The following is a 24012-nucleotide window of genomic DNA, read 5'->3' as shown; positions in this document are numbered from 1 at the left end:
CGCCACCCTCGTTCCTCGGGCGGCGGGTCCCTGAGAGGGGGCCGATTCCAGTGGTCCCTGAGGGGGGCCGATTCCAGTGGCCCCCTCGCGGGGGCCGACTTCCAGTGGCCCCTGAGAGGGGGCCACGGGCTTGAGCCCGAAAAAAAGCACGCGGGCCTGAGCCCGAAAAAGCACGTCGGCCTGAGAGAGCACACGAGAGGCGAGCCATGCACGAGGAGACCGTCTACGAGGCACTGGACCACGCCCATGGGGGCGAGGGGCAGTGGGCGTTCGGCACCGGCTTCGACGAGCCGCTCGCCGGGGTCGACACCACCGTGCCCGAGGGCATCGACCCGGCCGACCTGGGCGTCTACTGCCTGATGCTCGGCGACGACGCGCTGGTGCTGGCCCAGCGGCTGACCCAGTGGGTCACCAACTCCCCGGAACTCGAGGAGGAGGTCGCCGTCGCCAACGTGGCCCTGGACCTGCTCGGCCAGGCCCGGCTGTTGCTGGCCCGGGCCGGCTCGGTCGGCGTCCTCGGCCGTTCCCGGCAGCACGCCACCGAGTCGATCCCGGACGAGGACGCGCTGGCCTTCTTCCGCGACGCCGACGAGTTCCGCAACACCGACCTGGTCGAGGCACCCAACGGCGACTTCGGGCAGACGATGGTCCGGCTGCTGGTCGCGGCCTCGGTGCGGCTGGCGGTGTTCGCCCGGCTGCGCGAGTCGCGCGACCCGGTGCTGGCCGCGATCGCGGCCAAGGGCGTCAACGAGCTCACGTACCACCGGGACCACGCCGCCCGCTGGGTGCTGCGCCTGGGTGACGGCACCGACGAGTCGCACCGCCGGGTGCAGGCCGGCGTCGACGCCGTCTGGCCGCTGCTGGCGGAGCTGTTCACCGCGACCGACGTCGAGCGGCGGCTGGCCGACGCCGGCGTCGCGGTCGACCCGGCCGAAGTCCGCGACGAGGTGCACGGGGTGCTCACCCAGGTCCTCGACCAGGCCACCCTGCAGCGCCCGGCCTGGCCCCAGGACGCAACGCCCCGGGGCCGGGAGGGCGAGCACTCCGCCGAGCTGACCGAGCTCGTCGCCGGCCTGCAGAGCCTGGCCCGCCAGCACCCGGCGGCGACCTGGTGACCGCCATGGCCCGGACCGCGGAAGGCCGGCGTCACGAGCCCGGCGCCCCACAGGCGGACGCGCGGGCGGTCGCGGAGACGGTAACCGACCCCGAACTGCCGATGCTCACCCTGGCCGACCTCGGGGTGCTGCGCGACGTCCGCACCGAGGGCGGCACCGTGGTCGTCGACATCACGCCGACCTACTCCGGCTGCCCTGCCATGGGGGTCATGCGCGCGGACCTGGTGCACGCCCTGCACCGCGCCGGCTTCGCCGACGTCGACGTCCGCACCGTGCTCTCCCCGGCCTGGAGCACCGACTGGATCAGCGCCGAGGGCCGCCGCAAGCTGGCCGCCGGTGGCATCGCCCCGCCCGGGAAGGCGCCGGTCCGCACCGCCGGTCCGGTGCCGCTGTCCCTGGGCCCCACCCGACGCACCGCTTCCTGTCCCATCTGCGGCTCCGCCGACACCGTCGAGCAGAGCGAGTTCAGCGCCACCGCCTGCAAGGCCCTGCGCCGCTGCCGAGCGTGCGGCGAGCCCTTCGAGCACGTCAAGGAGATCTGACCCCGTGACCGCCAGCACCCGCCGCCGCGCCCAGTTCCACCCGCTGACCGTCGCCCGCGTGGAGCAGCTGACCGACGACGCGGTCGCGGTCACCTTCGACGTCCCCGCCGACCTCACCGAGGACTACCGCTTCAAGCCGGGGCAGGCGCTCACCCTGCGCCGGGTGGACGGCGACCGCGACGAACGCCGGTCGTACTCCATCTGCGCGCCGATGGGTGCTGCCCCGCGGGTGGGCGTCCGGGAGGTCCCGGGAGGCTTCTTCTCCTCCTACCTGGTGCACCAGGTGAAGCCCGGCGACACCATCGACGTCCTGCCGCCGTCGGGCACCTTCACCGCCGACCTGTCCGTCCCGGGCGACCACGTGTTCGTCGTCGCCGGCTCGGGGATAACCCCGGCGCTGAGCCTGGCCGGCACCGTGCTGCGCGACGGCCGGTCGACGGTGACCGTCTTCTACGGCAACCGGCGCACCAACACGGTGATGTTCGCCGACGAGCTCGCCGATCTCAAGGACCGGTACGGCACGCGACTGCAGCTGGTCCACGTGCTCTCCCGCGAGCCCCGCGACGCCGAGATCACCAGCGGTCGGCTCGACGCCGACCGGCTGCACACCCTGGTCGGCGCGTTCACCGACCCGGCCAACGTGGACCACTGGTGGCTGTGCGGCCCGCACGGCATGGTGGACGACGCGCGGGCGCTGCTGGCCGAGCTCGGCGTCCCGGCCGAGAAGGTGCACCAGGAGCTGTTCTACGTCGACGACGTCCCCCCGCAGCCCGTCCGCGGCGACGACGAGACCATCGAGGGCCCCAGCGCCCAGGTGACCATCGTGCTCGACGGGCGGGCGACCACGCTCTCCCTCCCCCGCGACGAGCCGGTGCTGGACTCGGGTCAGAAGATCCGCGGCGACCTGCCCTTCGCCTGCAAAGGCGGGGTCTGCGGCACCTGCCGCGCCCGGGTCACCGACGGCGAGGTCGAGATGCGCCGCAACTACGCGCTGGAGGCCGCGGAGGTCGAGGCGGGGTACGTGCTCACCTGCCAGACCCTGCCACTGTCCGACAGCGTCACCATCGACTTCGACGCCTGACCGGCCGCCGCGGTGCTCCCCATCCGTCCCGGCGAGTCGGCCGACCTCGACGTCGTGGTGACGGCGGAGTCGACCGTGCACTGCGACGAGCTGGGACCGGTGCACCCGGTCTACGCCACGTACAGCATGGCCAAGCACTTCGAGGAGGCCGGGCGGAAGCTGCTGCTCCGGCGCCTCGAGCCGGGCGAGGCCGGCATCGGCCGGTCGGTCTCGGTCGAGCACCTGGCGCCGGCCTGGGTCGGGGACTCCGTCCGGGTCACCGCCCGGTGCGTCGGGACCGACCGGAACCGGCTGACCTGCGAGTGCCGGGCCGTCGACGCACAGGGCCGGGAACTGGGCCGCGGCACCACCGTGCAGGTCGTGGTCCTCGAGGAGGTCCTGGAGACCCGGATCGGCGACGCCGCGCGCGAGCGGGCCCGCCGGCCCGCCCCGGGCCCCGGCGGCGCCTGACCAGCTCAGCGCGCGGGGCGCCCGAGGAAGGCGGACAGCCGACCGTACGCATCGGCGTCGGGCGGGACCTCGACCGGGTCGGCGAACACCCGTCCGCCGCTGCGGAGCGATGCCGGGACCAGCCGTTCGCCCACGCGGAGGGCTCCGGTGGCCAGTCGCTGGTCGAGCGACTCCGGGTATCCGGTGGCGACCGTCAGGTCGTGCGTGTGGGCGACCAGCTCCAGGACGAACCCCGACAGGACCGCCAGTCCGGGCAGCGTCCCCCACGGGGCCGGGACTGCCGCCGGAGCGGCCGCGGCCCATGCGTGCCCGGCCTTGCCGGCGGCCGCCTCGAAGCCCGGAGCCCACCGGCCGCGTGTGTCGACGGCGGCGACGGCGGGCACCGGCGAGACCGGTCGGCCGTCGGCGGCCCGCTCGGCCCGCTGGACGACGGCGAGCAGGTGCCCGAGGAGGGCCTGCACGTCCCACTCCGCGCAGGGCGTCGGGAGCGTGAGCTGGTCGCGGGTCACCCGCGCGACCACCCGGACCGCCTGCTCGAGCGCATCGGCGAAAAGCGTGGACATGGATGCGGCCGACTCGGCCGCGGCGGAGTCGAGGCCGGCGGGCCCGGCGGTGGGCACGGGAAGGGGCACGGCCGGCCGCGGCGCCGGGAGCCGGAACAGCCGGCGGGTGTTCTCCTCCAGCAGCGCCCGGAGCGCCTCCGGCGGGAGCTGCCGGGCCAGGGTCAGCAGGCTCTCGTTGTAGTTCTCCACCATCTCGATGTTCGGTGGGGAGCGGACGAAGTGCACCGGCCCGTCGGTCGCGGCGTCCGAGCCGAAGAGGACCCGGTCCGCACCGACCTCGTCGATCAGCCGGCGGACCTCGTCGGAGCGGCACCAGGAGGTCTCCAGGTACAGGTTGGCGAGCTGCTGCGCGTGCCGGGCCGCTCGGCGCCGGCCCTCGGGCGGGCCGAGGAACGTGTGGTACAGCACGAACGGCACCTCGGGGAACCGCTCGGCGAGGCGGCGGACCAGGTCGGGATCCGACGGACCCGGGGCCGTGTGCACGGTGACCGGCACCCCGGCCTCGGCGGCCACCTGGAGGAACGGGTCGAGCCCGGGGGTGTCGGCCGGGTACTCGTCGTAGGAGGGGTGCAGCTTCAGGCCGACCGCACCGGCGGCCAACCGCTCCCGGACCTCCTCGACGCCCGGGCCGCCCGGGCTCACCCAGACCAGCCGGGTCAGCCACGGGACGCCCGCGGTCATCCGGTCGACGAACCCGTTGTCCTGCCACGAGACGAGACCGTGCGTCATGCCGCCGGAGGCCAACGCCGTCCGCAGGCTGTCGAAGCCCATCGACTCCAGGCCGGGACTGCGGACGTGCACGTGCGCGTCGACCGGGTCGACGTCGAGCCACAACCGGTAGTTGGCACCGCCGTTGTTGTCCCACTCGTCGCCGGCGGCGACGGCGCAGTCGAGCAGGACCGCGCCGTCGATGTCGGGCACCTCGGCCGACCAGGAGCCGTCGTCCGCGCGTTCCATGGCGACGTCCTGGAACGGGGGGCCGCCGCCGTCCCGGCCGAGGTGGAGGTGCAGGGCGCCGCCGGCGGCGGCGAGCCTCCCCCGGTAGCGCACCCGGCCACTCGGCGTCCGCTCCCCCACCGGCGCTGCCCACTTGAGCGGGAGGTCGGCACTCGAGGAGGACGGCATGCCCCATCCAATCGCAGTAGGCGCGGGCTACAGCGTCAGGGTCCAGCCGTTCCCGTCGCCCAGGTCCCAGGACTCCGTGTCGTCCTCCGGCCGGGCGCCCCCGGCCCGGACGAGGTGGAAGAGGTACTGCAGGTCGAAGCCGCGTGGCCCCCAGACCAGCCCGCGGAACACGTGCGGCAGGGGCTGTGCCTGCACGAACTCGTGAATGGGCGCCGGCTCCGGCGGCGCGCCGGCACCGGCGGACTCGAACAACAGGCCGTCCATGGCGGCGGACGTGTAGTTCGGCGCCGCCGGCTCCGGGGACTGCGTCGAGACGCCCCAGCCGATCCCGACGTGGGTCCATTCCCCGGTGGGGTCCTCGTAGACCACCTCGCGGGCGACGATCTCCTCGGTCATCACGGGGGAACTGCTCCACTCGGTGCCCCGGACGACGAAGAAGAAGTGGTGCAGCAGGTACTCGGCGCTGCCGCCGACCTGCCGGGGCACCTCGATGACCGTCGACCGCGTGCCCGGGGACGTCTCGCTCGCCGTCATCACCTGCTGGTCGGCCGCCTCCCAGTCCGGCTCCTCGCCGGGGCAGGTCCAGGCGTGGTGCAGCTGCACCATCTCGATCCCGGGCCCGGGGTCGACCCACGTCTTGCGGAGGGCGAAGCGCTGGCCGTCCGCGACGGAGCGCGCACCGGCGACGGCTTCGGACAGTTGGCTCATGGCGACCTCGCGTCTCCGGACGGCGGTGGGATGGTGGCTCGCGCCCTACAGGTGGTGGACCCACCAGTTGCCCCCGGGAGCGGCCCGGCCGTCCGGCCCGAGCCAGAACTCGTCCTTCTCCCACGGCGGGTACATCCGCCCGATGTGGTACTGCTGGACCAGCGTCGCCCCGCGTGGCCCGTACATCCGGGACCGCCACCGGTGCGGCCGTTCCATCCCCTGGAGCATGTGGAACTTGTCGTGGTGGAACCGCTCCTTGTCCTCGTAGGAGTAGTACTTGGTCGACCGGAACTCGGAGTCGCCGGGGAAGCGGGGGTCCTCCATCGGGCTGTACACCGGCGCGCCCCAGTCGCCCACCGACCAGTAGATGCAGATGTTGGTCGCCCAGCCGTCGTCGTCGACGTACTCGAGGTCGCGGTAGACGATGTCCTCGCTGAACAGGTCCGTCGTCCAGCGGTGCCCGTCCTGGAAGACCTCGAAGTAGTAGTGGAACCGGTACTCGGGGGTGGACCACCCCCGCTCGAGGTCGCGGACCTCGCGGGGCATCCGCAGCACCTTCAGCCGGTTCCGCGGGTAGCCACCGCGGTCCTCCAGGACCCGGGCGTCGTGGTCCCAGCTCCAGTCGGGCCACTGGCCTGGTGGGGTGCAGGCGTAGTGGATGACCACCTGCTCCACGCCGTCCTCCTGGTCGGTCCAGCCCTTCGGGTAGTACCAGCTCATCGCTGCCCTCCCACCCCGTCGCCGTCGGGGTCGGCCCCCGCCCAGCCGGCGGCATCGTCGCTCCCGCCGGCCACGACCTCGTACGTGCGGATGCTCGGCGTCCCCATCAGCAGGTCCGGCAGCGCCCGGTAGAACTCCCGGGTGACCTCCAGGTCGAGGTAGCCCTGCAGGTGCTCCTCGCTCTGCCAGCTGGAGACCGCCAGCAGCTGGTCCCCGCTGCGCAGCGCCTGGGCGAACAGGGCCCCGGGGGTGGAACTGACCACCTGGTCGTTCTGCCGGACCAGGAGTTCGGCGAGGCGGTCGACGCAGGCTGGGCGCGCCTTCGCCTCGAGGATGCGGAAGACGGCCATGAGCTCTCCTGAGGGGACGCCGGCGGAGTGGCCACAGACTAGGAGGACCCACCTCCGCCCGCAGCCGGACGCGGGTGCTCCCGCGGCCTCACGAGCCGCACTGTCACGCTCGCATGGCCTGCTCGATCCCGACGCGTGACGGCGACGACGCGGGCCCCGTGCACGACCCCCGGCAGCGGTGCCTGCACGCAGACGGCGGCGATGACCTGACCGTGCTGCCGGACCGGGGCGTTGACCGAGCCGATCCCCGCCGTCCGCTGCGACACCGACACGATCCAGCCCGAGGCCCGGGTACGCGAGCTGGACGAGGAGCATGGAGGAGCATGGAGGCGAGGACGCCCACCGTGCTCGCCGCTGTGAGCGCCCGCCTCGGTGCTCATCACGGGCCATTCTCGATCAGGTCGATGTAGGGGGGCACCTCGTCGTCGACGACGTGCACGACGGCACGCGCTGACGCGGACGTCGGCACAGGTCAGTCCATGATCGTTTCCAGCACGGTGGCGTACTTGGCCGGGCGTCGCGTCCGCAGCCACAGCGCTTGCAGGACACCGAAGACAGGGAACCCGAGCATCAGGAGGTAGAAGAACCACACCCGAGCGGTGAACCCCGCCTCGCCCAGCAGGAGCGGGAAGTTCCTGGCCTGCACGAAGAGGATGAAGACCAGCCCGGCCAGCCCGATCCCCGGCGCGATCCACGTCTTCCACGCACCGGCGTCGATCCGGTTGGTCGTCAGGAAGGCGATCACCGACAGGCAGGTCAGCGCCAGCAGGACGTTCACCGAGAACCCGGCGACGCCGGCGAGCCAGGTGAAGACCTGCAGCACCGGATCGAGCCCGACGGCGACGAACGCCACGAGCACGAGCGCAGCCGTTCCCGTCTGGAGCAGCGACGAGACGTAGGGCGAGCGGTGCCGGCCGTGGACTCGGGACACGCCCGTCGGCAGCGCCGAGGCCAGGGACATCGAGTGCTGGTAGCGCGCGATCACGTTGTGGAAGGACAGCACGCAGGCGAAGAGGCTGGTGATCAGGAGCAGGTTCACGACCTGGGCACCGAAGCTGCCGAGGTACTCGTCGCTGAGCACGATGATGAAGTCGCCGAGATGGTCGGGCAGCCAGGTCGGGAAGCGGTCCGGGCCGGCCGCCATGATCAGCGCCCACTGGGAGAACGTGTAGAAGAGCGCGATCAAGGCCACCGCCCCGTAGGTGGCTCGCGGGATGGTCCTCGCCGGGTCCCGCGCCTCGTTGCGGTAGATGGCCGCCGATTCGAAGCCCAGGAAGCTGCCGATCGCGAACATCAGGCCGAGGGCAGGCGATCCCGAGGCGACGTTCTCCCACTCGAACGGCTCGGGCCCGAGGCCTTCGTGACCACCTTGCAGCACGGCCACGAAGGACAGGAGCAGCACGATGCCGATCTCGCCGACGAGGACCACCCCGAGGACCTTCGCGCTGAGCTCGAGGTGGAAGAACCCGAGCACGCCGACGATGGCCACGACCGCGAGCGTGCAGACCCACCAGGGGACGTCCGGTCCGCCGAGCGTGTCGACCACGAAGGCCTGCAACTGGGTGCCCAGGAGCGCGTACACGGCGATCTGCACCGCCGAGTAGGTGAGGATCGCCAGCCACGCCGCCCCCAGACCGCTGGGACGACCGAGTCCATGGCCGATGTAGGTGAAGAAGGCGCCAGGCCGCGGGATCACCGTGGCCATCGTGGACAGGCCGACGGTCACGAAGATGAGCAGGACCCCGCAGACCAACGTCATGGTCGGGGACCCGACGCCGTTGCCCAGCAGTGCGGCCACCGGGAAGGCGGCACCGACCGCGGTCAGCGGCGCCGCGGCCGCGACCACCATGAAGATGATCGCACCCACGCCCAGCGTCCCTTTGAGCTGCTGGTCGTGGTGGGAGGTGCCATGGGGCGCCGGCGGCAGGATGGTGTGGTCACCTGGCGGATCGATGCTGCTCATCGGGGTTCCTGTCCTTCGAACGGGACATGTGTGCGAAGGCGACGTCAGTCGACCTCTGCGGGGCATGAACGAGGAGGGCGGAGGAGCGCACGAGACGCCGACTCCTGGGGCGGGAAGGTGACAGCGGGGCGCCGACGGCCCTCGTCACGACACGGCGGCTGCGCCGTCAGCGCGGGACCTCGAGCTTGTGGTGCCCGTACGGCTCGGCGACCATGACCTCGTCGCGGTGCTTGGTCACGAGCTTGCCGTCCTCGACGTCGAAGTAGTCCGTGGCGACGTGCTCGAGGGCGTCGCGGTCCTCAATCCTGTCCAGGTCGTAGGCGTCGCCGAACGGACCCTTGGCACGGGCGTGGACCTCCGCCAGCTCGCTGCGGTCCTCGGCGGAGAGCTTGAGGTTGGCGAGCTTGACGTTCTCGTCGACGTGCCGGGCATGGCGCGCGCCCTGGATGACCGCAGCCACCGCCGGCTGGTCGAGGACCCACCGGGAGGCGATGGCCGGGATGGACACGCCATGACGCTGAGCGATCCGGTCCATGGCCCGCAGCAGGTCCTGGTAGAGGTCCCAGCCCCCGAAGTCGACGATGATCCGGTAGTACTTGTCCAGGGAGACGTTCTCGAACCGGGGCGCTCCCGGATCGGGGATGCCCAGCCACTTCGTGCTGAAGAGGCCGCCGGCGATGGTGCCGTAGCACAGGAGCGCGACGTCGTGGTCCTCGCAGTAATCGGCTAGGCCGTTGGCGGGACGGCGGTCCGTCACCGAGTACTGGACCTGGTTGGACACCACGCGAACCCCGGCGTCGATGAGCTCGGCGAGTTTCTCGGTGTTGTAGTTCGTCACGCCGACGTGCTTGATCTTCCCCTCCTCGGCGAGGTCCTGCAGGTGCAGGGCCGCCTCCACGTGACCGGGGATGTCGTAGTTCCACCAGTGGAGTTGCATAAGGTCGATGCGGTCGACCTGGAGGCGGGTGAGCGAACGGTCGACGACCGCCTGGACATGGCTCCGGTCGACGGAGCGCAGTTCGTCCTCGTCCAGGAACGCGGGGATGTACTTGCTGTGCACGGCCACCCGGTCGGCCGCGGCCGCACCGCGCTCCCGGCGCAGACGGGAGATGAACCTCCCGATGCGTTCCTCCACGCCGTAGTAGACGTCCCCGCAGTCGAAGGCGGTGATGCCTGCATCGAGGAACGCCGTCATGTGCTCGTACATCGCGTCGTCGTCGCCGATGGCATCGCTGTGGTCGTCTGCGATCTGCCAGTTGCCCTTGATGATCTGCGGGACGTCGAAGTCGGGGCGGATGGCGGTGCGGGGCATCGTCATGGTCAGGACTCCTGCTTCAGCGGGACGAGCGTCTGCTCGCTGTGGCGGTAGATGCGGCGTTCTTCCTGGGTGACGCGGAAGACGCCGCCGCAATGCGGATCAGGGCAGGCGACGTCCGTGTCGGTCGCCATCCAGTCGTTGGGGTGCAGCTCGCGGGTCTTGGCGGCGAGCATGGGCAGCAGCGCGGCGAGCGGGAAGAGCGGGAAGGAGACACCGGGCGGGAAGGAGATGAGGTCGTCGTCGGTGACGGTGAAGTAGTCCCCGGCCGGGTGCCGACACACCATGGGCCGGCCGTCCTCGGCTGCCCTGACCTCGACCCGGAGGTCGTACAGCGGGAACTCGTCGCTCGCAGCGGTACCTGTCATGTGGCTCGCCTCCCGTGGGGTGGACTGGTGGAGACGGGGCAGCAGGCCCTCTCCGGTGACGTGATAGCGCCGAGCCCCGGAGGGGCGCAGGCGCCTGCCGTGCGTTCGACGACGGGCTCGCTGTCTTCTAGGTCACGTGACCCAGTGACATAGGACACTAGGTCGGCTGACCTAAATCGTCAAGGGCATGCTCGACGTCGCTAGGACGCGCCCGCTGGACGCGCCGGATGCCGCCGACGAGGGGCCAGTTTCGAGCTCGTTCACTGACCCGCTGAATCCGGATGGATGCGGTGCGGAACTAATGTGAGCGCAACGTCATCGACGTCCGATCTCTGACGTCGCGAAGGGGAGGTGTCGACCGTGGCCCAACCGAGCCTGACCAGCCGGGGAGCGGAGACGCGTCGCGCACTGCTCGCGACCTCGCGCGAGCAGTTCGTGGAGCACGGGTACGCGGCCTTCTCGCTGCGCAGCGTGGCCAAGGCGGCCGGGATGAGCCTCGGGCACCTCCAGTACTTCTTCCCCACGAAGAACGCGCTGGTCACAGCCATGCTGACCGACGCCTCGGCCGACTACCTGCGGACCTACAACACGTACACCCGCTCCCTGGACCTGCAGCCATGGGCCAGGCTCGAGGCCGTTCTGCGCTACCTGCTGGACGATGCCCGCAATCCGCGGACCATCCGCTTCTTCGTCGAACTGTGGGCGGTGACCAACCACGACGACGATGCCCACCGGGTCCTGTGCAGCCACTACCGGCGCAACCGGCAGTCCTTCTGGCCGCTGATCCGCGACGCGCGTCCGGACCTCACCGACGAGGCAGCCGAGGCCCTGGCGCTCCAGATCATCGCGATGGTCGACGGTCTGATCGTCTTCGCCCACTCGGAGCGCCCCTCGGAGGCGGAGTTCGACGCCGTGGCACTCCGGGTGATGAGGGATTCCCTGGAGACCGTCCGTCGCTCCTGAGGCCGCCGAGCCCCGACTGCGGAGCTGGGGTGCGCATCCAACAGCTCTGATCGAGATGAACAATGTCTCGGTTCAGCCGAATCTGGTCTTTGCCTCTACACAACGACAACGCTTACGTTGGCTGGGTCACAGAGCCGTGCGTCCGCAGGGCGGCCGGCGTCCGACCGACGGGGGTGAGCGACGTGGAGCTGCGTCAGCTGCGCTACTTCGTCACCGTCGCGCGCACCCGGCACTTCGGACAGGCGGCCGAACGGCTGCACATGGCACAGTCCCCGCTCTCGCAGGCGATCCGCCAACTGGAACTGCAGGTCGGTGCCGCCCTCTTCACCCGGACGACCAGGCGCGTGGAGCTCACACCCGCCGGCGAAGCCCTGCTGCGGGACGCACAGCGGATCCTCGACGCGGTCGAGGCCGCGCAGACCCGTGTCGGACTGGTCGCCGCCGGCAAGACAGGGCTGCTCCGCGTCGGTGCGACGGGACTGGCCGCATTTCGTCACCTGCCGAAACTCGCCCGCATCGCAGCCGAGGAGACCCCGGGCCTCGTCCTGCGCTTCCAGCCGGACCTGCTCACTCCGGCACAGGAACTCGCGCTGGCGGAGAGCCGCATCGACCTCGCCGTCCTCCGCCCTCCGCTGCGGCGCGACGGGCTGACGTGCCGGCTCATCACCCGGGAGCGCCTGACCCTCGCCATCCCCGAGGGCCACCGTCTGGTCGGTGACCAGCCGGTCGCTCTCGCCGAACTCCGCGACGAGGACTTCATCGTCTACAACGCCCCGGACTCGGTGGTGAACACCGCGGTGACCCGGGCGTGCTGGGCCGCGGGCTTCATGCCGCGGCGCACCCACGAGGTCGCTGAGACCTCCATCATCCTCACGCTCGTCGCCGCCTCACTGGGCGTGGCCCTGCTCCCGGAGTCCGTGCACGCCGTCCAGGTGGAGGGGGTCCGGTTCGTCCCCGTGGCGGACGACGTCTTCATCGACCTGGCGCTCGCCTGGCGCAGCGACGACCCCTCTCCCGCTCTGGCGCACCTGGTCGGGGCGCTGGAGGCCCACCAGTTCATCGCCCCCGAGCCACGCCACGCCCCTGCGGTCCCGCCGCGTCCCGCCACCGAGGGAGTCCTCCGTTGAAGATCGTCGAGATCGAGGCGATCCCGTTCGCGATCCCCTACCGGAAGCCGCTTCGCTTCGCCAGCGGTGAGGTCCACGTCGCCGACCACGTGCTGGTCCGGGTCCGCACCGACAGCGGCCTGGTCGGGGTCGCCGAAGCGCCACCCCGGCCCTACACCTACGGCGAGACGCAGGAGTCCATCGTCGCGGTCGTCGAGAAGGTGTTCGCGCCTCAGATCGTCGGGCGCACCCTGCTCGAGCGCGAGGCGGTGCACGCCGTGCTGGACCGTACGATCGGCAATCCCGCCGCCAAGGCAGCCATCGACATGGCCCTGTGGGACGCGCTGGGCCGCACTCTGGAGCTGCCGGTGTCCCAGCTGTTGGGCGGCTGGACCGATCGCATGCGGGTGTCCCACATGGTCGGCTTCGCCCCGGACGCCGAGATGGTCGCCGAGGCGGAACGGGTCCGCGACACCTACGGCATTCGCACGTTCAAGGTGAAGGTCGGCCGGCGCCCGGTCGACCTGGACGTCGGCGCCGTCCGCGCGCTGCGCACTGCGCTCGGCCCGGAGGTGGAGCTGTACGTCGACGGGAACCGTGGCTGGACGGCCTCGGAGGCGGCCCGCGCCCTCGACGCGATGGCCGACCTGGGTCTGACCTTGTCGGAGGAGTTGTGCCCGGCGGACGACGTCCTGGGACGGCGGTGGCTGACGTCCCGGACGAGCGTGCCCACGGTGGCCGACGAGAGCGCCACCACCCCCGGCCAGGTCACCCGCGAACTGCTCGACGGCGCCGCCACGATGATCAGCATCAAGACGGCCCGCACCGGGTTCAGCACGTCGCAGCGGATCCTGCACCAGTGCGAAGGCCTCGGGGTCGAGGTCGTCATGGGCAACCAGATCGACGGGCAGGTGGGCACCGCCTGCACGGTGGCGTTCGGCGCCGCGCACCGCAGCTCCTCCCGTCGCGCCGGGGAGCTCTCGAACTTCCTGGACATGAAGGACGACCTGCTCACCGAGCCGCTGGCGATCGCCAACGGCGAGCTGGCCGTTCGTCCTGGACCAGGGATCGGGATCGAGATCGACCCCGACAAGCTCGCCAGCTACCGCCAGGACACCTGACACTCGGCTTCAACACCCTCCAACCCGCAACGACGCAGGAGAGAACCATGAGCGCACCCACCGAAATCAACCCGACCGCTGCCGGTTCCGGCCGCTCGGCCACCGAGCGGTTTTCCCAGAAGTCGCGCGATGCCGCGTCCGTCGACAAGGCGCGTGTCTCCGACATCGCCACCGACGCCATCACCGCCCTGCACGGGGTGATCCGCAAGCACCGGGTGACCTATGACGAGTACGACGCCCTCAAGGCGTGGCTGATCCGCGTCGGGGAGGACGGCGAGTGGCCGCTGTTCCTGGACGTGTGGCTCGAGCACGTCATCGAGGAGGTCGCGAACGCCGACCGCAAGGGCAGCAGCGGCACCATCGAGGGCCCGTACTACATCCCCGGTGCACCGGAGTTCCGCAGCGAGGCCACGCTCCCCATGCGGGACGGCGAGAAGGGGACCCCGTTCGTCTTCCAGGGCACCGTGACCGACCTCGACGGCACACCGCTCGAGGACGCCCGGGTCGAGCTGTGGCACGCCGACGACGACGGCTACTACTCGCAGTTCGCCCCCGGCATCCCGGAGTGGAACCTCCGCGGCACCATCACCACTGGTCCCGACGGCCGCTTCACCTTCCACACCATCAAGCCCGCCCCCTACCAGATCCCCACCGACGGGTCCTGCGGCGCCCTCATCGCCGCCGCCGGCTGGCACGCCTGGCGCCCGGCGCACCTGCACCTGAAGGTCTCCGCTCCGGGCAAGCAGCTGATCACCACCCAGCTGTACTTCGAGGGCGGCGAGCACGTGGAGGACGACGTGGCCCAGGCCGTGAAGCCCCAGCTCATCCTGCGCCCGACCGCTGCCTCCGCCGGGACCGGCGAGGAGGTCACCTACGACTTCTCGCTGGACCCCGCAGCGTGACCCAGCTCTACGCCGTCCGGATGGACGTCGCGCTGCCGCCGGACATGGACCCGGCGGCGCGCGACGACCTCCTCGCCCGGGAGAAGGCCTACTCCCAGGAGTGGCAGCGGTCCGGGCACTGGCCGCACATCTGGCGGTGTGTCGGCCAGTACGCCAACCTCAGCATCTTCGCCGTCGAGAGCAACGAGCAGCTGCACCAGATCCTCTGGAGTCTGCCGCTGTTCCCCTACATGACCATCGCGGTCACGCCCCTGGCCGCCCACCCATCGGACATCGCGGTGGACCCGGCGGTGACGGGGACAGCGGGCAGGAAGGCCTGACAGCCGGAGTCGGCCGGCCGGTGGGGCCAGCCGGCGCCGGCGTGGACCTGCGTCCACGCCGGAGTCGGCTGGCCCCACCGGTTGCGTCTACGGCGAGCGGCTCCCGCCGTCGCAGGGTGGCGCCGGCCCCGTTCGTCAGCCGAGCAGTGCAGGCCTGTGCTGCTGGACCCATTCGTTGGCGCGCTCTCATGAGCTCGCCAGTTGCAGCAACGACAGCTCGCCGTGGTTGCGGGCGAGCACCTGGATCCCCATGGAAAGGCCCTGGGCGCTGAACCCGACCGGCAGGTTGATCACGGGGCAGCCGGTCAGCGTCCCGAGCGCGGTGACCTCCATCCACCGGTGGCAGGACGACATGGGCACGCCGTCGATCGAGCGGGGCCAGGTCAGGGACGCGTCGAACGGGAACACCTGCGCCGTGGGCAGCACCGCGAAGTCGTAGCTCTCGAACAGCTGCCGGAATGTCTGGTACATCGCCGTCCGCTTGACCGACGCGTTGTAGGTGTCCAGACCGGTGATCGGCGGATTTCCGTCGGCGCCGCTGACGAGGCCTTCGACCTCGTAGACCGCCTCGGGCTCCAAGGCGGCCCGGAAGGTCGGTGGCGTAGAGCGGGGCGATGATCCCGCCGGCCAGCCAGTGCCGGGTAGACCAGCCACAGCGGCCACAGGTCGGCGTTCCCGGCGCAGCCCGGGGACGTCGGCAGCCCGTCCTGGGCGACGACCTCCATGCCGAGGTCGCCGAAGGTCCGCACGGAGTCGGCGCAGAGGTCGAGCACTCCGGGCTCCAGCGGCAGGTACCCGCCGAGGTCGCCGAACCAGGCGACCTTGGAGCCCCGGAAGCTGCGGTCGAGCTGATCGGCGTAGCCACTGACGTCCTGCCCCAGGGACAGCGGTGCCCGCGGGTCGTAGCCGGACATCGTCTGCAGCAGGAGGGTGAGGTCGAGCGCGGGCCGGGGCGATGGGCCCCTCCACCCCGCCCTGCTGGACGAAGGCGTCGGCGTTGTTGCCCGGCACCCGACCGAACGACGGGCGGAGTCCGAGGACGTCGTTCCAAGCCGGCGGGTTGCGGAGCGAGCCGAAGAAGTCGCTGCCATCGGCGACGGGGAGCATGCGGAGGGCCACCGCGGCGGCGGCGCCGCCACTGCTGCCCCCCGTGGACCTGCTTTGATCGTAGGCGTTGAGGGTCGTGCCGAACACGTTGTTGTAGGTGTGCGACCCGAGCCCGAACTCCGGGGTGTTGGTCTTCCCGATGAAGATTGCACCCGCAGCGCGGATGCGTTTGAAGAAGAGTGCGTCCCTGGCCGTCGGCGGGACGTCGAAGGCGACCGGAAGAACCCCGCAGTGGTCTTCAACCCGGCGACGTCAGCGAGGTCCTTGACCGCGTGCGGGAAGCCGTGCATCCACGCCTGGTCCGTGCCGGAGGCGAGCAACCTGTCCTTCTCCTGCGCCTCCGGGAGCACGTCCGCCCGTGGCCGGAGGCCGACGATGGCGTTGGACCTGCGGGTTCAGTGCGTCGATGTGGTCGAGGTGGGCCGTCATCACCTCGACACAGGACACCTCGCGCCCATGGATCGCCCGCGCCAGGTCCGCGGCGTCCAGATCCACGATGCTGCTCGGGTCGTTCCGGTCGAAGTCCGCGCTGACGTTCGCGCCGGCCCAGCCCCCGCCCGACCCCGACGCCGCGGCCGCCGCTCTGGCGGTGACCACACCGGCGGCGGCAGCGGTGCCCCTGCCCGCGCCGTCCTCCGCGTGAACGTCAGCGACGACGTCACATGGCTGGTGACAGCCGCTGGGACCGGTGGGCCGGGGAACTCGGGTTCCGACATGGAGGATCCCTCGGGGATGGACTCGGGGCGGCGGCGGACTCGCCACCGCAGAATCGTCCTCACCAGCCACGGAAGAACCCGGCCAGCGTGGACGTCATCCTGGCCGCATCAGGCAGCCGAGGGGAGGCACGAGCGGGAACGGTGCCTGGCGCTGCTCCGTGACCTCGGGCTCCCACCCCGCTGCCGGACGCGAGGCCCGACCCGGACTACGCCAGCTGCCGCTCGATCCAGCACGCGTGCGTGAGTAGTTCCAGCTCGGTACCGGGCCGCCCGACGACCTGGACCCCCAAGGGCAGCCCCGCAGGGCTGCGCAGTCCGGGGACCGTCACGACCGGGAGGCCCATGGCCTGCCACGGCCGGCTCAGGACCGGGTCACCCGTGGCGGCCAACCCCTCCGGTGCGGGGCCGGGGGCTGCCGGCCCGATGATGACGTCGTACCCGATCAGGAGCTCGGACATCCGCTCGACGGCGGCGTCCACCGTGTGACGGGCCGCCTGGTACTCCTCCTGCGGGGTGGCCGCACCAGTGCGCAGCAGGTCGGCCAGTGGCACGCTGAGCTGGTCGGCGACCTCGAGCTCGGCGGCACGCTCCCGTGCAGCCTCATAAGCCATGATCACCCGGTGTGCCGCCGCTACGTCGACCGCCAACTGCTCGTCGACCAGGTCGTCCACCACGGCACCAGCAGCCCGCAGTCGCTCGCGCCCCTCCGCCAGAGCGGCGTGCATCTCCGCCTCCACGACGGCCAGCTGCGTCGCCGACCACCACAGCACCCGCGGCGGCCGGCCATCACCCGGTCGGGCGTCCGGGCCGACGTCCGGGGCCCCGGTGAGGGCGGACCAGGCCAGCGCGAGGTCCGACACCCCTGCGGCGTACACGCCATGACTGTCCAGGCTCGGGCTCAGGCCGACGACGCCGTCGACGGAGAACCGGCCACGGGTCATCACCAGGGAGGCGACACCGCAGTAGGACGCCGGACGGGTCACCGAGCCTGCAGTCTGGGAGCCGATCGCCAGCGGCACCTGCCCCGAGGCGACGGCCGCGGCCGAGCCACTCGACGAGCCGCCGGGCGTGTGGCCGGGTGCGGCGGGGTTCGCCGTCGGGCCGGGGGCGAAGAAGGCGAACTCGGTGGTGACGGTCTTCCCGAGTGGAGTCGCGCCGGCGATCCGCCAGGCGCTGACGATGGAGGCGTCCTCCGCCGCGGGACCGGCGTCGGCCCGCAGCACCGACCCGCAACGGGTCGGGAGGCCGGCGAGGTCGATGATGTCCTTCACGCCGAACGGGGCGCCCAGGAGCGGCCCGCGGCCCCCCGAGACGTCGGGCACCGGGGCGGTGGCGACCCAGGCCCGCAGTTCCGGCTCCGTCTCGGCGATGCGCGCCTGCGCCCGCTGGACTGCGGCGGCGGCCGTGGTGCGTCCGGAGGCCAGCTCACCGACAAGTTCCCGCAACGACCACGGCTGCCAGTGGCTCACTGGTCGCGCCATGCCGCGTCGGCTTCCCAGTAGTCCATGCCGCTGGCACTGACGAAGTGCCGCCAGTCCGAGGTCCGCTGGAGCAGGGGCTCCAGTCGTGCGGTGACCCGGTCGGCGGCATCGGGGCCGTCCTCGGGGACGCCCCAGTGCACCCAGTTCAGCTCGCGGCCCTCGTCATCGTGGACGAACAGGTCGACGTGCCGCCAACCCCAGCCGTGGGTGTCGTTGTAGCAGGTCAAGGTCATGCGCTGACCCAGAACAGTCATCTTGGCTCCTCCGTGCGACGTCGACGACCGGTTCCGGACGACCGGCGCCGTCCGGGCTCCCGGCCAGCCCCGGTGACCGGACCACCGGAGCGTGCACCGTGCTCGACCCTCTAGTGGCAGGCGGCCTCGCCGGTCGTGGTGTGCTCCTGCGCGCTAGCCGGGACGTCGAGGGCCGGGTTCTTGTCGAAGAAGTTCACCGGGAAGAGGTGGAAGCCCGCCTTCTCCATCGGCATCACCGGCCAGTCCTCGGCGCGCGGGACATGGGTCACGCCCAGCGAGTGCCACAGGACCACGTCGGTGTCCTCGACGGGCCGGTCGGCCTTTGTCCACTCCGGGAGACCGGCGCCCGAGCGGTCCATGTTGGGGAAGTCCCCGGCCGCACGCATCTCGTCAGGCTGATACGGCGTCACCCACACATTGCGGGTCGCGAAGCCGGCCCGCTTGGCGATCAGAGACGGCTGGTGGGCGAGCATGGTCGCGGACGCCCAGCCGGGGAGCAGCTTGTACCCGACCGGCGAACCCCACCGGTTGTGCTTGTGCTGGTTCACGACGGTCCAGTTGCGGGCGGTCTGGGTGTTGGTGATCCAGTCCCCGTCGTTCTCCTTGCCGATCAGCGTCTTGGTGGCGCCGATCGCGTTGCCGTGCGGGTTGTCCTCGCCGGTCGGCAGGCTGTGGGTGTCGTTCTGGTAGACGGTGTTCTGCCAGCCGTCGACCTCCATGTCCAGCCGGAACGAGAACAGGTGCTGGTGGTAGGTCGCGATCAGGTTCGGCGCGACGCGCGTCCCATGGGTGACGGGCTCGTCGTCGGCGACCGCCCGGGTCTGCACGATGCCCAGGAGCTTGACCTCGACCTCGATCGCGGCGTCCTGGTAGAAGTTCCAGTAGAAGCCGTAGTGATAGTTGCCGACCGTGGCGATGAAGCTGACCACGAGCCGCCGGGAGCGGCGGACGTCGACGTTCCCGGTCACCCAGTCGGTGTGCTTCCACAGGATGCCGGCGTCCTCCTCGTGGATGCAGATGGCGTTCTCGATCGTCCTCGGCTCGCCGTTCTCGTCGGCCAGGACGGCGTCGACGTACACGATTTCGCCGAGGCAGTCACAGCCCAGGCGCAGGGAATTGGCCAGGTTCCCCAGCCCGTACTCGCCGACGTCGAAGGCGCTGCGCCAGTAGTGCTCCGGGCTCGGGTCGCCGTATGGCACGACCATCTCCGACAGCGATCCACGGTGCAGAACCGAGCGGTGTTCGTCCCCGTCGAGGTACTCCACGCCGTGGATGACGAGGCCCTCGAGCGGGTGCATGTTGATCCGGAAGCGCCACTTCTGCCAGGTCATCTCCGGGCCGTCCAGCCGGAACCCGACGCCCTCGGGCTGCCGGATCTCCAGCGGTACGACGTCGGTGCGCATCGGTCCGTTGGCATCGGCCGTGTACTGGAACTCCTCGTGGTTCATCGGCCGGACCCCGTAGTCGCGGACCTCGGCGACCTCGTCGGCGACGAGGTCCACCATCGCCACGACGCCCTCGATCGGGTGGGCGTACCCGTTGTCCTCCGGGAAGTGGCGGAGGAAGGAGATCGCGCCGATCAGGCGCTTGCCCTCGACGTCGAACTCCTCGCGGTTGCCCCCACCCCAGGGGTCGATCTGCACCAGGTCGAGCTCGGTGATGCCGCGCTTGGCCAGCGCCTCGACGTACCGGGGATCCTGCTTGACGAGTTCGGTCATCCGTCCGACCTCGGACTCCAACAGCGGGACGCTGCCATGGACGCGCTCGACCGAGGACACCACCTTGTCCGCAGCCAGGTCGACGACCGTGTCGTACGTCTGGCCGGTTCGGCGGTCCAGGACCACGGCCCGGCCCCGTCGGGGCACGTCCTCCCCCGCCCGCAGGAGCCGCTTGTCCGGCTCGTCGGTGCAGATCAGGCCGAAGGCCGGGTTCTCGCCGCCGATCTCCTCGGCGCGGACCGCTCGCGCGACGCGTCGGATCTCCTCCGCGGTGAGGGCGTCGAACAAGGGGCTGTGCACGGGTGGTTCCTCTCCAGAGGTGGGCGGGGACAGACGAGACCACGGGTCCCGAGGAGGGGCTGCCTAGCGCGGCCCCTCCCGGGATGGCCTCAGTACAGCTCGATGACCAGCTTGTCCGACCGGGCCCGTGACACGCAGAGCGCCATCTGGTTGCCGGCCGCCTTGTCGGCGACGGACAGGCAGTTGTCGCGGTGGTCCGGAGTCCCCTCGAGCACGCCGGACACGCACGACCCGCAGATGCCCTCCTCGCAGGACTTGAACACCTCGATGCCGTTCTCCTCGAGGACGGCGAGGATGGACTTGTCCGCCGGGATCTCGAAGGACTCGCCGGTGTCCAACTCGACGGTGAACGGCTTGTCGCCGCTGGTGTCGACCTCGACGGGGACGAAGTGCTCGACGTGCACGTGCTCTCCGCCGACCGCCGGGGAGAGCGCCTCCTCCACCGCCGCCATGAAGGGCGCCGGCCCGCACGTGTACACGTGGCTGGCCGGGGTCAGCCCAGCGTGGAGCCGGGCGAGGGATGCCGGCATCTCGGCCGGTGCGACGTCGAAGTGCCAGTGCACGCGGTCGGCGAACTCGACCCGGTTCTCCAGCAGGTCCACGAACGCGGCCTCGGAGCGCGAACGGGCGAAGTAGTGCAGCTCGAACTCCGCCCCCCAGCTGTAGAGCTCGTAGGCCATGGACAGCAGCGGGGTGATCCCGATCCCACCCGCGACCAGCAGGTGCCGGTCCGCGTCGTCCGCCAGCTGCAGCAGGTTCCTCGGCTTGCTGAGCTTGAGGTGGTCACCGACGGACAGCTGGTGCAGGGCCACCGATCCGCCCCGGGACTCCGGCTCGCGTTTGACCGCGATGAGCAGCGAGGACGGGTCGCCGGGAGGGCTGGCCAGCGAGTACTGCCGGACGATCCCCGTCGGGCCGGTGACGTCGACATGGGCGCCAGCCTTGTAGACGCCCGGGGTGAACGGGTTGCCGTCCAGCCGGACCAGCCGCAGCGTGCGGATCGCCGGCGTCTCCTCGACGATCTCGTCGACCCGGACGACGACGCTCACAGCAGGAACCCCGCAGCCGGAGGGGCTCCCTCGCTGTCGACGAGACGGACCACCTTGCGCACGATCCGGTCCCCTTCGGGACCTCCCGCCGACAGGCGGACCCGGTGCTCGACCTCAGCGGCCCAGATGTCGTGCCGGCCGCGCTTGTAGGCGATGAGGACCTGGGCGGAACGGATCACCACCTGATCGTCGTCGACGGACGAAGGGACGAACCGGGACACCGTGCGGACGGTGCGCGCCGCGTCGACCGCCGCGATGGCGAATCCCTCGATCATCCGGGTCACCCGCATGTCCCGCATGCGAGCGTCGTCGTAGACCATGTTGAGGGTGTTGTCGAAGTCCTCGGTCTCGGGGTCGATCGGCACGATGTAGTGCCCGTCGGCCGCGTAGAGCTCCTTCCAGGAGACGTACTCCTTGCGGTCCAGCAGATCAGCCTCACGCCAGATCAGCTCGATGGCCCGCACGATGCGCTCGTCGGTCAGCGAGGTACGGACGGCGCCGGCCAGGACATCAGTCATCACTCATCATCTCCTTCCACATCGCGTAGGCCTCGCGCATGCCAGTCTCGTCGGTGACGTGGGACGTCGGCCAACCCTCGGAGCTGGCCTTCTCACGGCCGAGGCCGCGGTTGACCATGATCGGCATCTCCGGGGCGGCCTGGGCGCCGCGCTGCACGCGATCCCAGCCCTCGGCGTCGTCGGGGGTACCGAAGCCGAACGGGCCCTGGAAGTGCTCGTGGATCCGGAGCCGCTCACGGTTGACCGGGCCGACGATCTCCGGCGGGCCGTCCGGGCCGAGGGGGATGTGCTCGATCAGCGTCTCGTTGGCCGAGACCGGTCGGAGCACCCGGAGGAACGAGCCGGACATCGACACGTTGGGGAACAGGTTCAGGTTGAACCCGGTGCCGTGCATCGCCCGGACCAGCTTGCGCACCGCGCCGTCGTCCAGGCCGGCCGCCTTGAGTTCCCCAACCAGTCCGTCGAACCGCGCCTGCAGCGGCTCGGTGCCGTCGTCGGCGTCCAGGTCGGAGTGCTCGGGCACCATCTGCATGACGCTGTGCCCGTTGCCGAGGGCGTGGGTGGTGCACTCCTCATTGGTCATGAACGACATCATGTCGGCGGTCTCGGCGTCGACGGAGGCCATCCAGGAGCGGTGCACGATCGGGAAGTGGTAGCCGTCCGTGGTGTTCTCGAGCTGGACCTTCCAGTTGCCGTTGAACTTGAACTGGTGCTTGCCGAGGACCTTGACCGGGTAGCCGCCACCCTGCTTCATGAAGCGGTCGATCCACAGCTTCACGTCGCCGAGGAAGTCCTCGAGGGGCTCGATGTCGTCGTTGAAGGTCGCGAAGACCATCCCGCCGTAGGACTCGGTCCGCAGCTTCCGCAGGGACATCTCGCTCTTGTCCATCACACCCTCGTAGCCCTCCGGGTACGGGATGCCGCGTAGCTGGCCGTCCAGGCTGTAGGACCACGCGTGGTAGGGACAGGTGAAGCCGTTGGCCTCGCCCTGCGGCTTCTCGCAGACGCTCGCCCCACGGTGCCGGCAGCGGTTGAGCAAGGTGTTGATCACGCCCTTGCGGTTGCGGGCCACGAGCACCGGCTGCCGGCCGACGTGCGCCATCTTGAAGCTGCCGGGCTTGGGCACCTCGCTCTCATGGGCTACCCACACCCACGTCCGCTCGAAGATCTTCGTCATCTCCTCCTCGAAGATCTCCGGGTCGGTGTAGAGCCGGCCGGCGACCCGGTCTCCGTGGACGAGATCGGCGGGCGTGGTGCCCGCTTCCACGTGCTGCGCTTCGATGGTCATTGAGTCCCCCTCGGGATGTGAGGTTGCAGGAGGCCCTGCGGCGACCGGTCGTCCGACCGGACCCGTGGGCGCCGAGTACGAGTCACCCGCACGGTGACGTGACGCGCAAGAAAGTGTTCCGCTCAGCGCATGAACACGCCGCCGTTGATGTCCAGGGTGGCACCGGTGATGTAGCCGGCGGCGTCTGTGCACAGGAACCCGACAGCAGCCGCCACCTCGTCGGCCCGCCCGAGTCGGCCGACGGGGATGCCCGCGAGGGCACGCTCCAGCTGCTCGGGGTCCATCGAGTCCATGACCGGGGTGCGGACCGCCGCGGGGGCCACGGCGTTGACCGTGACGCCCGAGGATGCCAGCTCCTTGGCGAAGATCTTGGTCAGGACGAGCATGCCGGCCTTCGAGGCGGCGTAGTGCGCTCCGGCCACCAGACCGCCCTGCTGACCGGCGAGCGAGGACATGTTCACCACGCGCCCCCAGCCGGCCTCGCGCATCGCCGGGGCCAGCTCACGCGTGGCGACCAGGACGCTGCGCAGGTTCGTGGCGAGAACGTCGTCCCACTCGTCCAGCTCGATGTCCCAGACCGGGCGGGGCACGGTGCGACCCGCATTGTTGACCAGGATCTCGGGCGAGCCCAGCGTGGTGCGCACCGACGCCAGAGCGTCGATGAGCGCGCCGGGGTCGGAGACGTCCGCGGCGACACCGATCGCCGTGGTGCCGGTGGGGTCCAGGTCCTTGGCGGCGGCCACCGCTGCCTCGGCGTCGAGGTCCAGGAGAGCCAGGCGGTGCCCCGCAGCGTGCAGGTCCGCGGCGATCGCCGCACCGAGGCCCCGGCCGGCTCCGGTGACGACGGCGATCCGGGAAGTCGTGGCCAC

Annotated in this window: 25 protein-coding genes and 1 pseudogene; 10 read left to right on the top strand and 16 right to left on the bottom strand. The window is 70.9% G+C overall.

Annotation, left to right across the window (positions count from 1 at the left end):
- Positions 1-206: 206 nt before the first annotated feature.
- Genes paaC through ACWIX6_RS09110 form a run of 4 tightly spaced genes read left to right on the top strand, consistent with a single transcriptional unit; the run spans position 207 to position 3188 of the window.
- Positions 207-1115, top strand: a complete 909-nt coding sequence (paaC, locus tag ACWIX6_RS09125; RefSeq protein ID WP_448616525.1) for a 1,2-phenylacetyl-CoA epoxidase subunit PaaC — start codon at positions 207-209, stop codon at positions 1113-1115.
- 5 nt (positions 1116-1120) lie between these two features.
- The gene (gene paaD, locus ACWIX6_RS09120; protein ID WP_448616524.1) at positions 1121-1657 is read left to right on the top strand and encodes a 1,2-phenylacetyl-CoA epoxidase subunit PaaD; all 537 of its coding nucleotides are present in this window, start codon (positions 1121-1123) and stop codon (positions 1655-1657) included.
- Between the two features lie 4 nt (positions 1658-1661).
- The gene (paaE, locus tag ACWIX6_RS09115; protein WP_448616523.1) at positions 1662-2738 is read left to right on the top strand and encodes a 1,2-phenylacetyl-CoA epoxidase subunit PaaE; all 1077 of its coding nucleotides are present in this window, start codon (positions 1662-1664) and stop codon (positions 2736-2738) included.
- A gap of 12 nt (positions 2739-2750) precedes the next feature.
- Positions 2751-3188, top strand: coding sequence for a thioesterase family protein (locus ACWIX6_RS09110; protein WP_448616522.1), 438 nt, complete (start codon positions 2751-2753; stop codon positions 3186-3188).
- Positions 3189-3193: 5 nt separating this feature from the next.
- Here the strand turns inward: ACWIX6_RS09110 and ACWIX6_RS09105 are convergent, their stop codons facing one another.
- The 7 genes from ACWIX6_RS09105 to ACWIX6_RS09075 all read right to left on the bottom strand — a co-directional run bounded on the left by ACWIX6_RS09105 (position 3194) and on the right by ACWIX6_RS09075 (position 10300).
- On the bottom strand, positions 3194-4876 hold the full coding sequence (locus ACWIX6_RS09105) for a TIGR03086 family metal-binding protein (RefSeq protein WP_448616521.1): 1683 nt from the start codon (positions 4874-4876) through the stop codon (positions 3194-3196).
- Between the two features lie 27 nt (positions 4877-4903).
- Positions 4904-5584, bottom strand: a complete 681-nt coding sequence (locus ACWIX6_RS09100; protein ID WP_448616520.1) for a hypothetical protein — start codon at positions 5582-5584, stop codon at positions 4904-4906.
- A gap of 45 nt (positions 5585-5629) precedes the next feature.
- On the bottom strand, positions 5630-6304 hold the full coding sequence (locus ACWIX6_RS09095; protein WP_448616519.1) for a hypothetical protein: 675 nt from the start codon (positions 6302-6304) through the stop codon (positions 5630-5632).
- Positions 6301-6654, bottom strand: coding sequence for an antibiotic biosynthesis monooxygenase family protein (locus tag ACWIX6_RS09090; protein ID WP_448616518.1), 354 nt, complete (start codon positions 6652-6654; stop codon positions 6301-6303). The genes ACWIX6_RS09095 and ACWIX6_RS09090 overlap by 4 nt, the downstream gene beginning before the upstream one ends.
- 472 nt (positions 6655-7126) lie before the next feature.
- Entirely contained in the window at positions 7127-8617 is a 1491-nt protein-coding gene (locus tag ACWIX6_RS09085; protein WP_448616517.1) for an APC family permease, read from the bottom strand.
- Between the two features lie 166 nt (positions 8618-8783).
- Complete coding sequence (locus ACWIX6_RS09080; RefSeq protein WP_448616516.1) at positions 8784-9935, bottom strand: aldo/keto reductase; 1152 nt, start codon at positions 9933-9935, stop codon at positions 8784-8786.
- A 2-nt stretch (positions 9936-9937) separates the two neighbouring features.
- Positions 9938-10300 (bottom strand): TIGR04076 family protein, encoded by a 363-nt coding sequence (locus tag ACWIX6_RS09075; protein WP_448616515.1) that lies wholly within the window; start codon positions 10298-10300, stop codon positions 9938-9940.
- Between the two features lie 360 nt (positions 10301-10660).
- Here ACWIX6_RS09075 and ACWIX6_RS09070 point away from each other — a divergent pair, with 360 nt between their 5' ends.
- The 5 genes from ACWIX6_RS09070 to catC all read left to right on the top strand — a co-directional run bounded on the left by ACWIX6_RS09070 (position 10661) and on the right by catC (position 14712).
- Positions 10661-11263 (top strand): TetR/AcrR family transcriptional regulator, encoded by a 603-nt coding sequence (locus ACWIX6_RS09070; RefSeq protein WP_448616514.1) that lies wholly within the window; start codon positions 10661-10663, stop codon positions 11261-11263.
- Positions 11264-11445: 182 nt separating this feature from the next.
- Positions 11446-12390 (top strand): LysR substrate-binding domain-containing protein, encoded by a 945-nt coding sequence (locus tag ACWIX6_RS09065; protein WP_448616513.1) that lies wholly within the window; start codon positions 11446-11448, stop codon positions 12388-12390.
- On the top strand, positions 12387-13490 hold the full coding sequence (locus tag ACWIX6_RS09060; RefSeq protein ID WP_448616512.1) for a mandelate racemase/muconate lactonizing enzyme family protein: 1104 nt from the start codon (positions 12387-12389) through the stop codon (positions 13488-13490). The genes ACWIX6_RS09065 and ACWIX6_RS09060 overlap by 4 nt, the downstream gene beginning before the upstream one ends.
- A gap of 47 nt (positions 13491-13537) precedes the next feature.
- On the top strand, positions 13538-14392 hold the full coding sequence (gene catA, locus ACWIX6_RS09055; protein ID WP_448616511.1) for a catechol 1,2-dioxygenase: 855 nt from the start codon (positions 13538-13540) through the stop codon (positions 14390-14392).
- On the top strand, positions 14389-14712 hold the full coding sequence (gene catC, locus ACWIX6_RS09050; protein ID WP_448616510.1) for a muconolactone Delta-isomerase: 324 nt from the start codon (positions 14389-14391) through the stop codon (positions 14710-14712). The genes catA and catC overlap by 4 nt, the downstream gene beginning before the upstream one ends.
- Positions 14713-14898: 186 nt before the next feature.
- Here the strand turns inward: catC and ACWIX6_RS09045 are convergent, their stop codons facing one another.
- A complete protein-coding gene (locus tag ACWIX6_RS09045) occupies positions 14899-15291 on the bottom strand; it encodes an amidase family protein (protein ID WP_448616509.1) in 393 nt (130 codons plus the stop codon).
- A 384-nt stretch (positions 15292-15675) separates the two neighbouring features.
- Positions 15676-16008, bottom strand: a pseudogene (locus ACWIX6_RS09040) (amidase family protein); the annotation flags it as partial.
- 307 nt (positions 16009-16315) lie between these two features.
- Between ACWIX6_RS09040 and ACWIX6_RS09035 the strand changes: the two are divergent.
- Positions 16316-16462: a hypothetical protein gene (locus ACWIX6_RS09035; RefSeq protein ID WP_448616508.1), complete on the top strand. Its 147-nt coding sequence runs from the start codon at positions 16316-16318 to the stop codon at positions 16460-16462.
- A 279-nt stretch (positions 16463-16741) separates the two neighbouring features.
- On the opposite strand, the gene ACWIX6_RS09030 is transcribed toward ACWIX6_RS09035, so the two are convergent.
- The 7 genes from ACWIX6_RS09030 to ACWIX6_RS09000 form a co-directional block, all read right to left on the bottom strand.
- Complete coding sequence (locus ACWIX6_RS09030; protein WP_448616507.1) at positions 16742-18016, bottom strand: amidase; 1275 nt, start codon at positions 18014-18016, stop codon at positions 16742-16744.
- On the bottom strand, positions 18001-18270 hold the full coding sequence (locus ACWIX6_RS09025) for a hypothetical protein (RefSeq protein WP_448616506.1): 270 nt from the start codon (positions 18268-18270) through the stop codon (positions 18001-18003). Before ACWIX6_RS09025 ends, ACWIX6_RS09030 begins: the two co-directional genes overlap by 16 nt.
- Positions 18271-18380: 110 nt before the next feature.
- On the bottom strand, positions 18381-20288 hold the full coding sequence (locus ACWIX6_RS09020; protein WP_448616505.1) for a primary-amine oxidase: 1908 nt from the start codon (positions 20286-20288) through the stop codon (positions 18381-18383).
- An 89-nt stretch (positions 20289-20377) separates the two neighbouring features.
- On the bottom strand, positions 20378-21337 hold the full coding sequence (locus ACWIX6_RS09015) for a PDR/VanB family oxidoreductase (RefSeq protein ID WP_448616504.1): 960 nt from the start codon (positions 21335-21337) through the stop codon (positions 20378-20380).
- Positions 21334-21855 (bottom strand): aromatic-ring-hydroxylating dioxygenase subunit beta, encoded by a 522-nt coding sequence (locus ACWIX6_RS09010; RefSeq protein ID WP_448616503.1) that lies wholly within the window; start codon positions 21853-21855, stop codon positions 21334-21336. Before ACWIX6_RS09010 ends, ACWIX6_RS09015 begins: the two co-directional genes overlap by 4 nt.
- Positions 21848-23143: an aromatic ring-hydroxylating oxygenase subunit alpha gene (locus ACWIX6_RS09005; protein WP_448616502.1), complete on the bottom strand. Its 1296-nt coding sequence runs from the start codon at positions 23141-23143 to the stop codon at positions 21848-21850. The genes ACWIX6_RS09010 and ACWIX6_RS09005 overlap by 8 nt, the downstream gene beginning before the upstream one ends.
- A gap of 122 nt (positions 23144-23265) precedes the next feature.
- Positions 23266-24012: an SDR family NAD(P)-dependent oxidoreductase gene (locus tag ACWIX6_RS09000; RefSeq protein ID WP_448616501.1), complete on the bottom strand. Its 747-nt coding sequence runs from the start codon at positions 24010-24012 to the stop codon at positions 23266-23268.

The sequence above is a fragment of the Modestobacter sp. URMC 112 genome (assembly GCF_053502575.1).
This window is presented reverse-complemented; position numbering and strand designations above follow the sequence as displayed.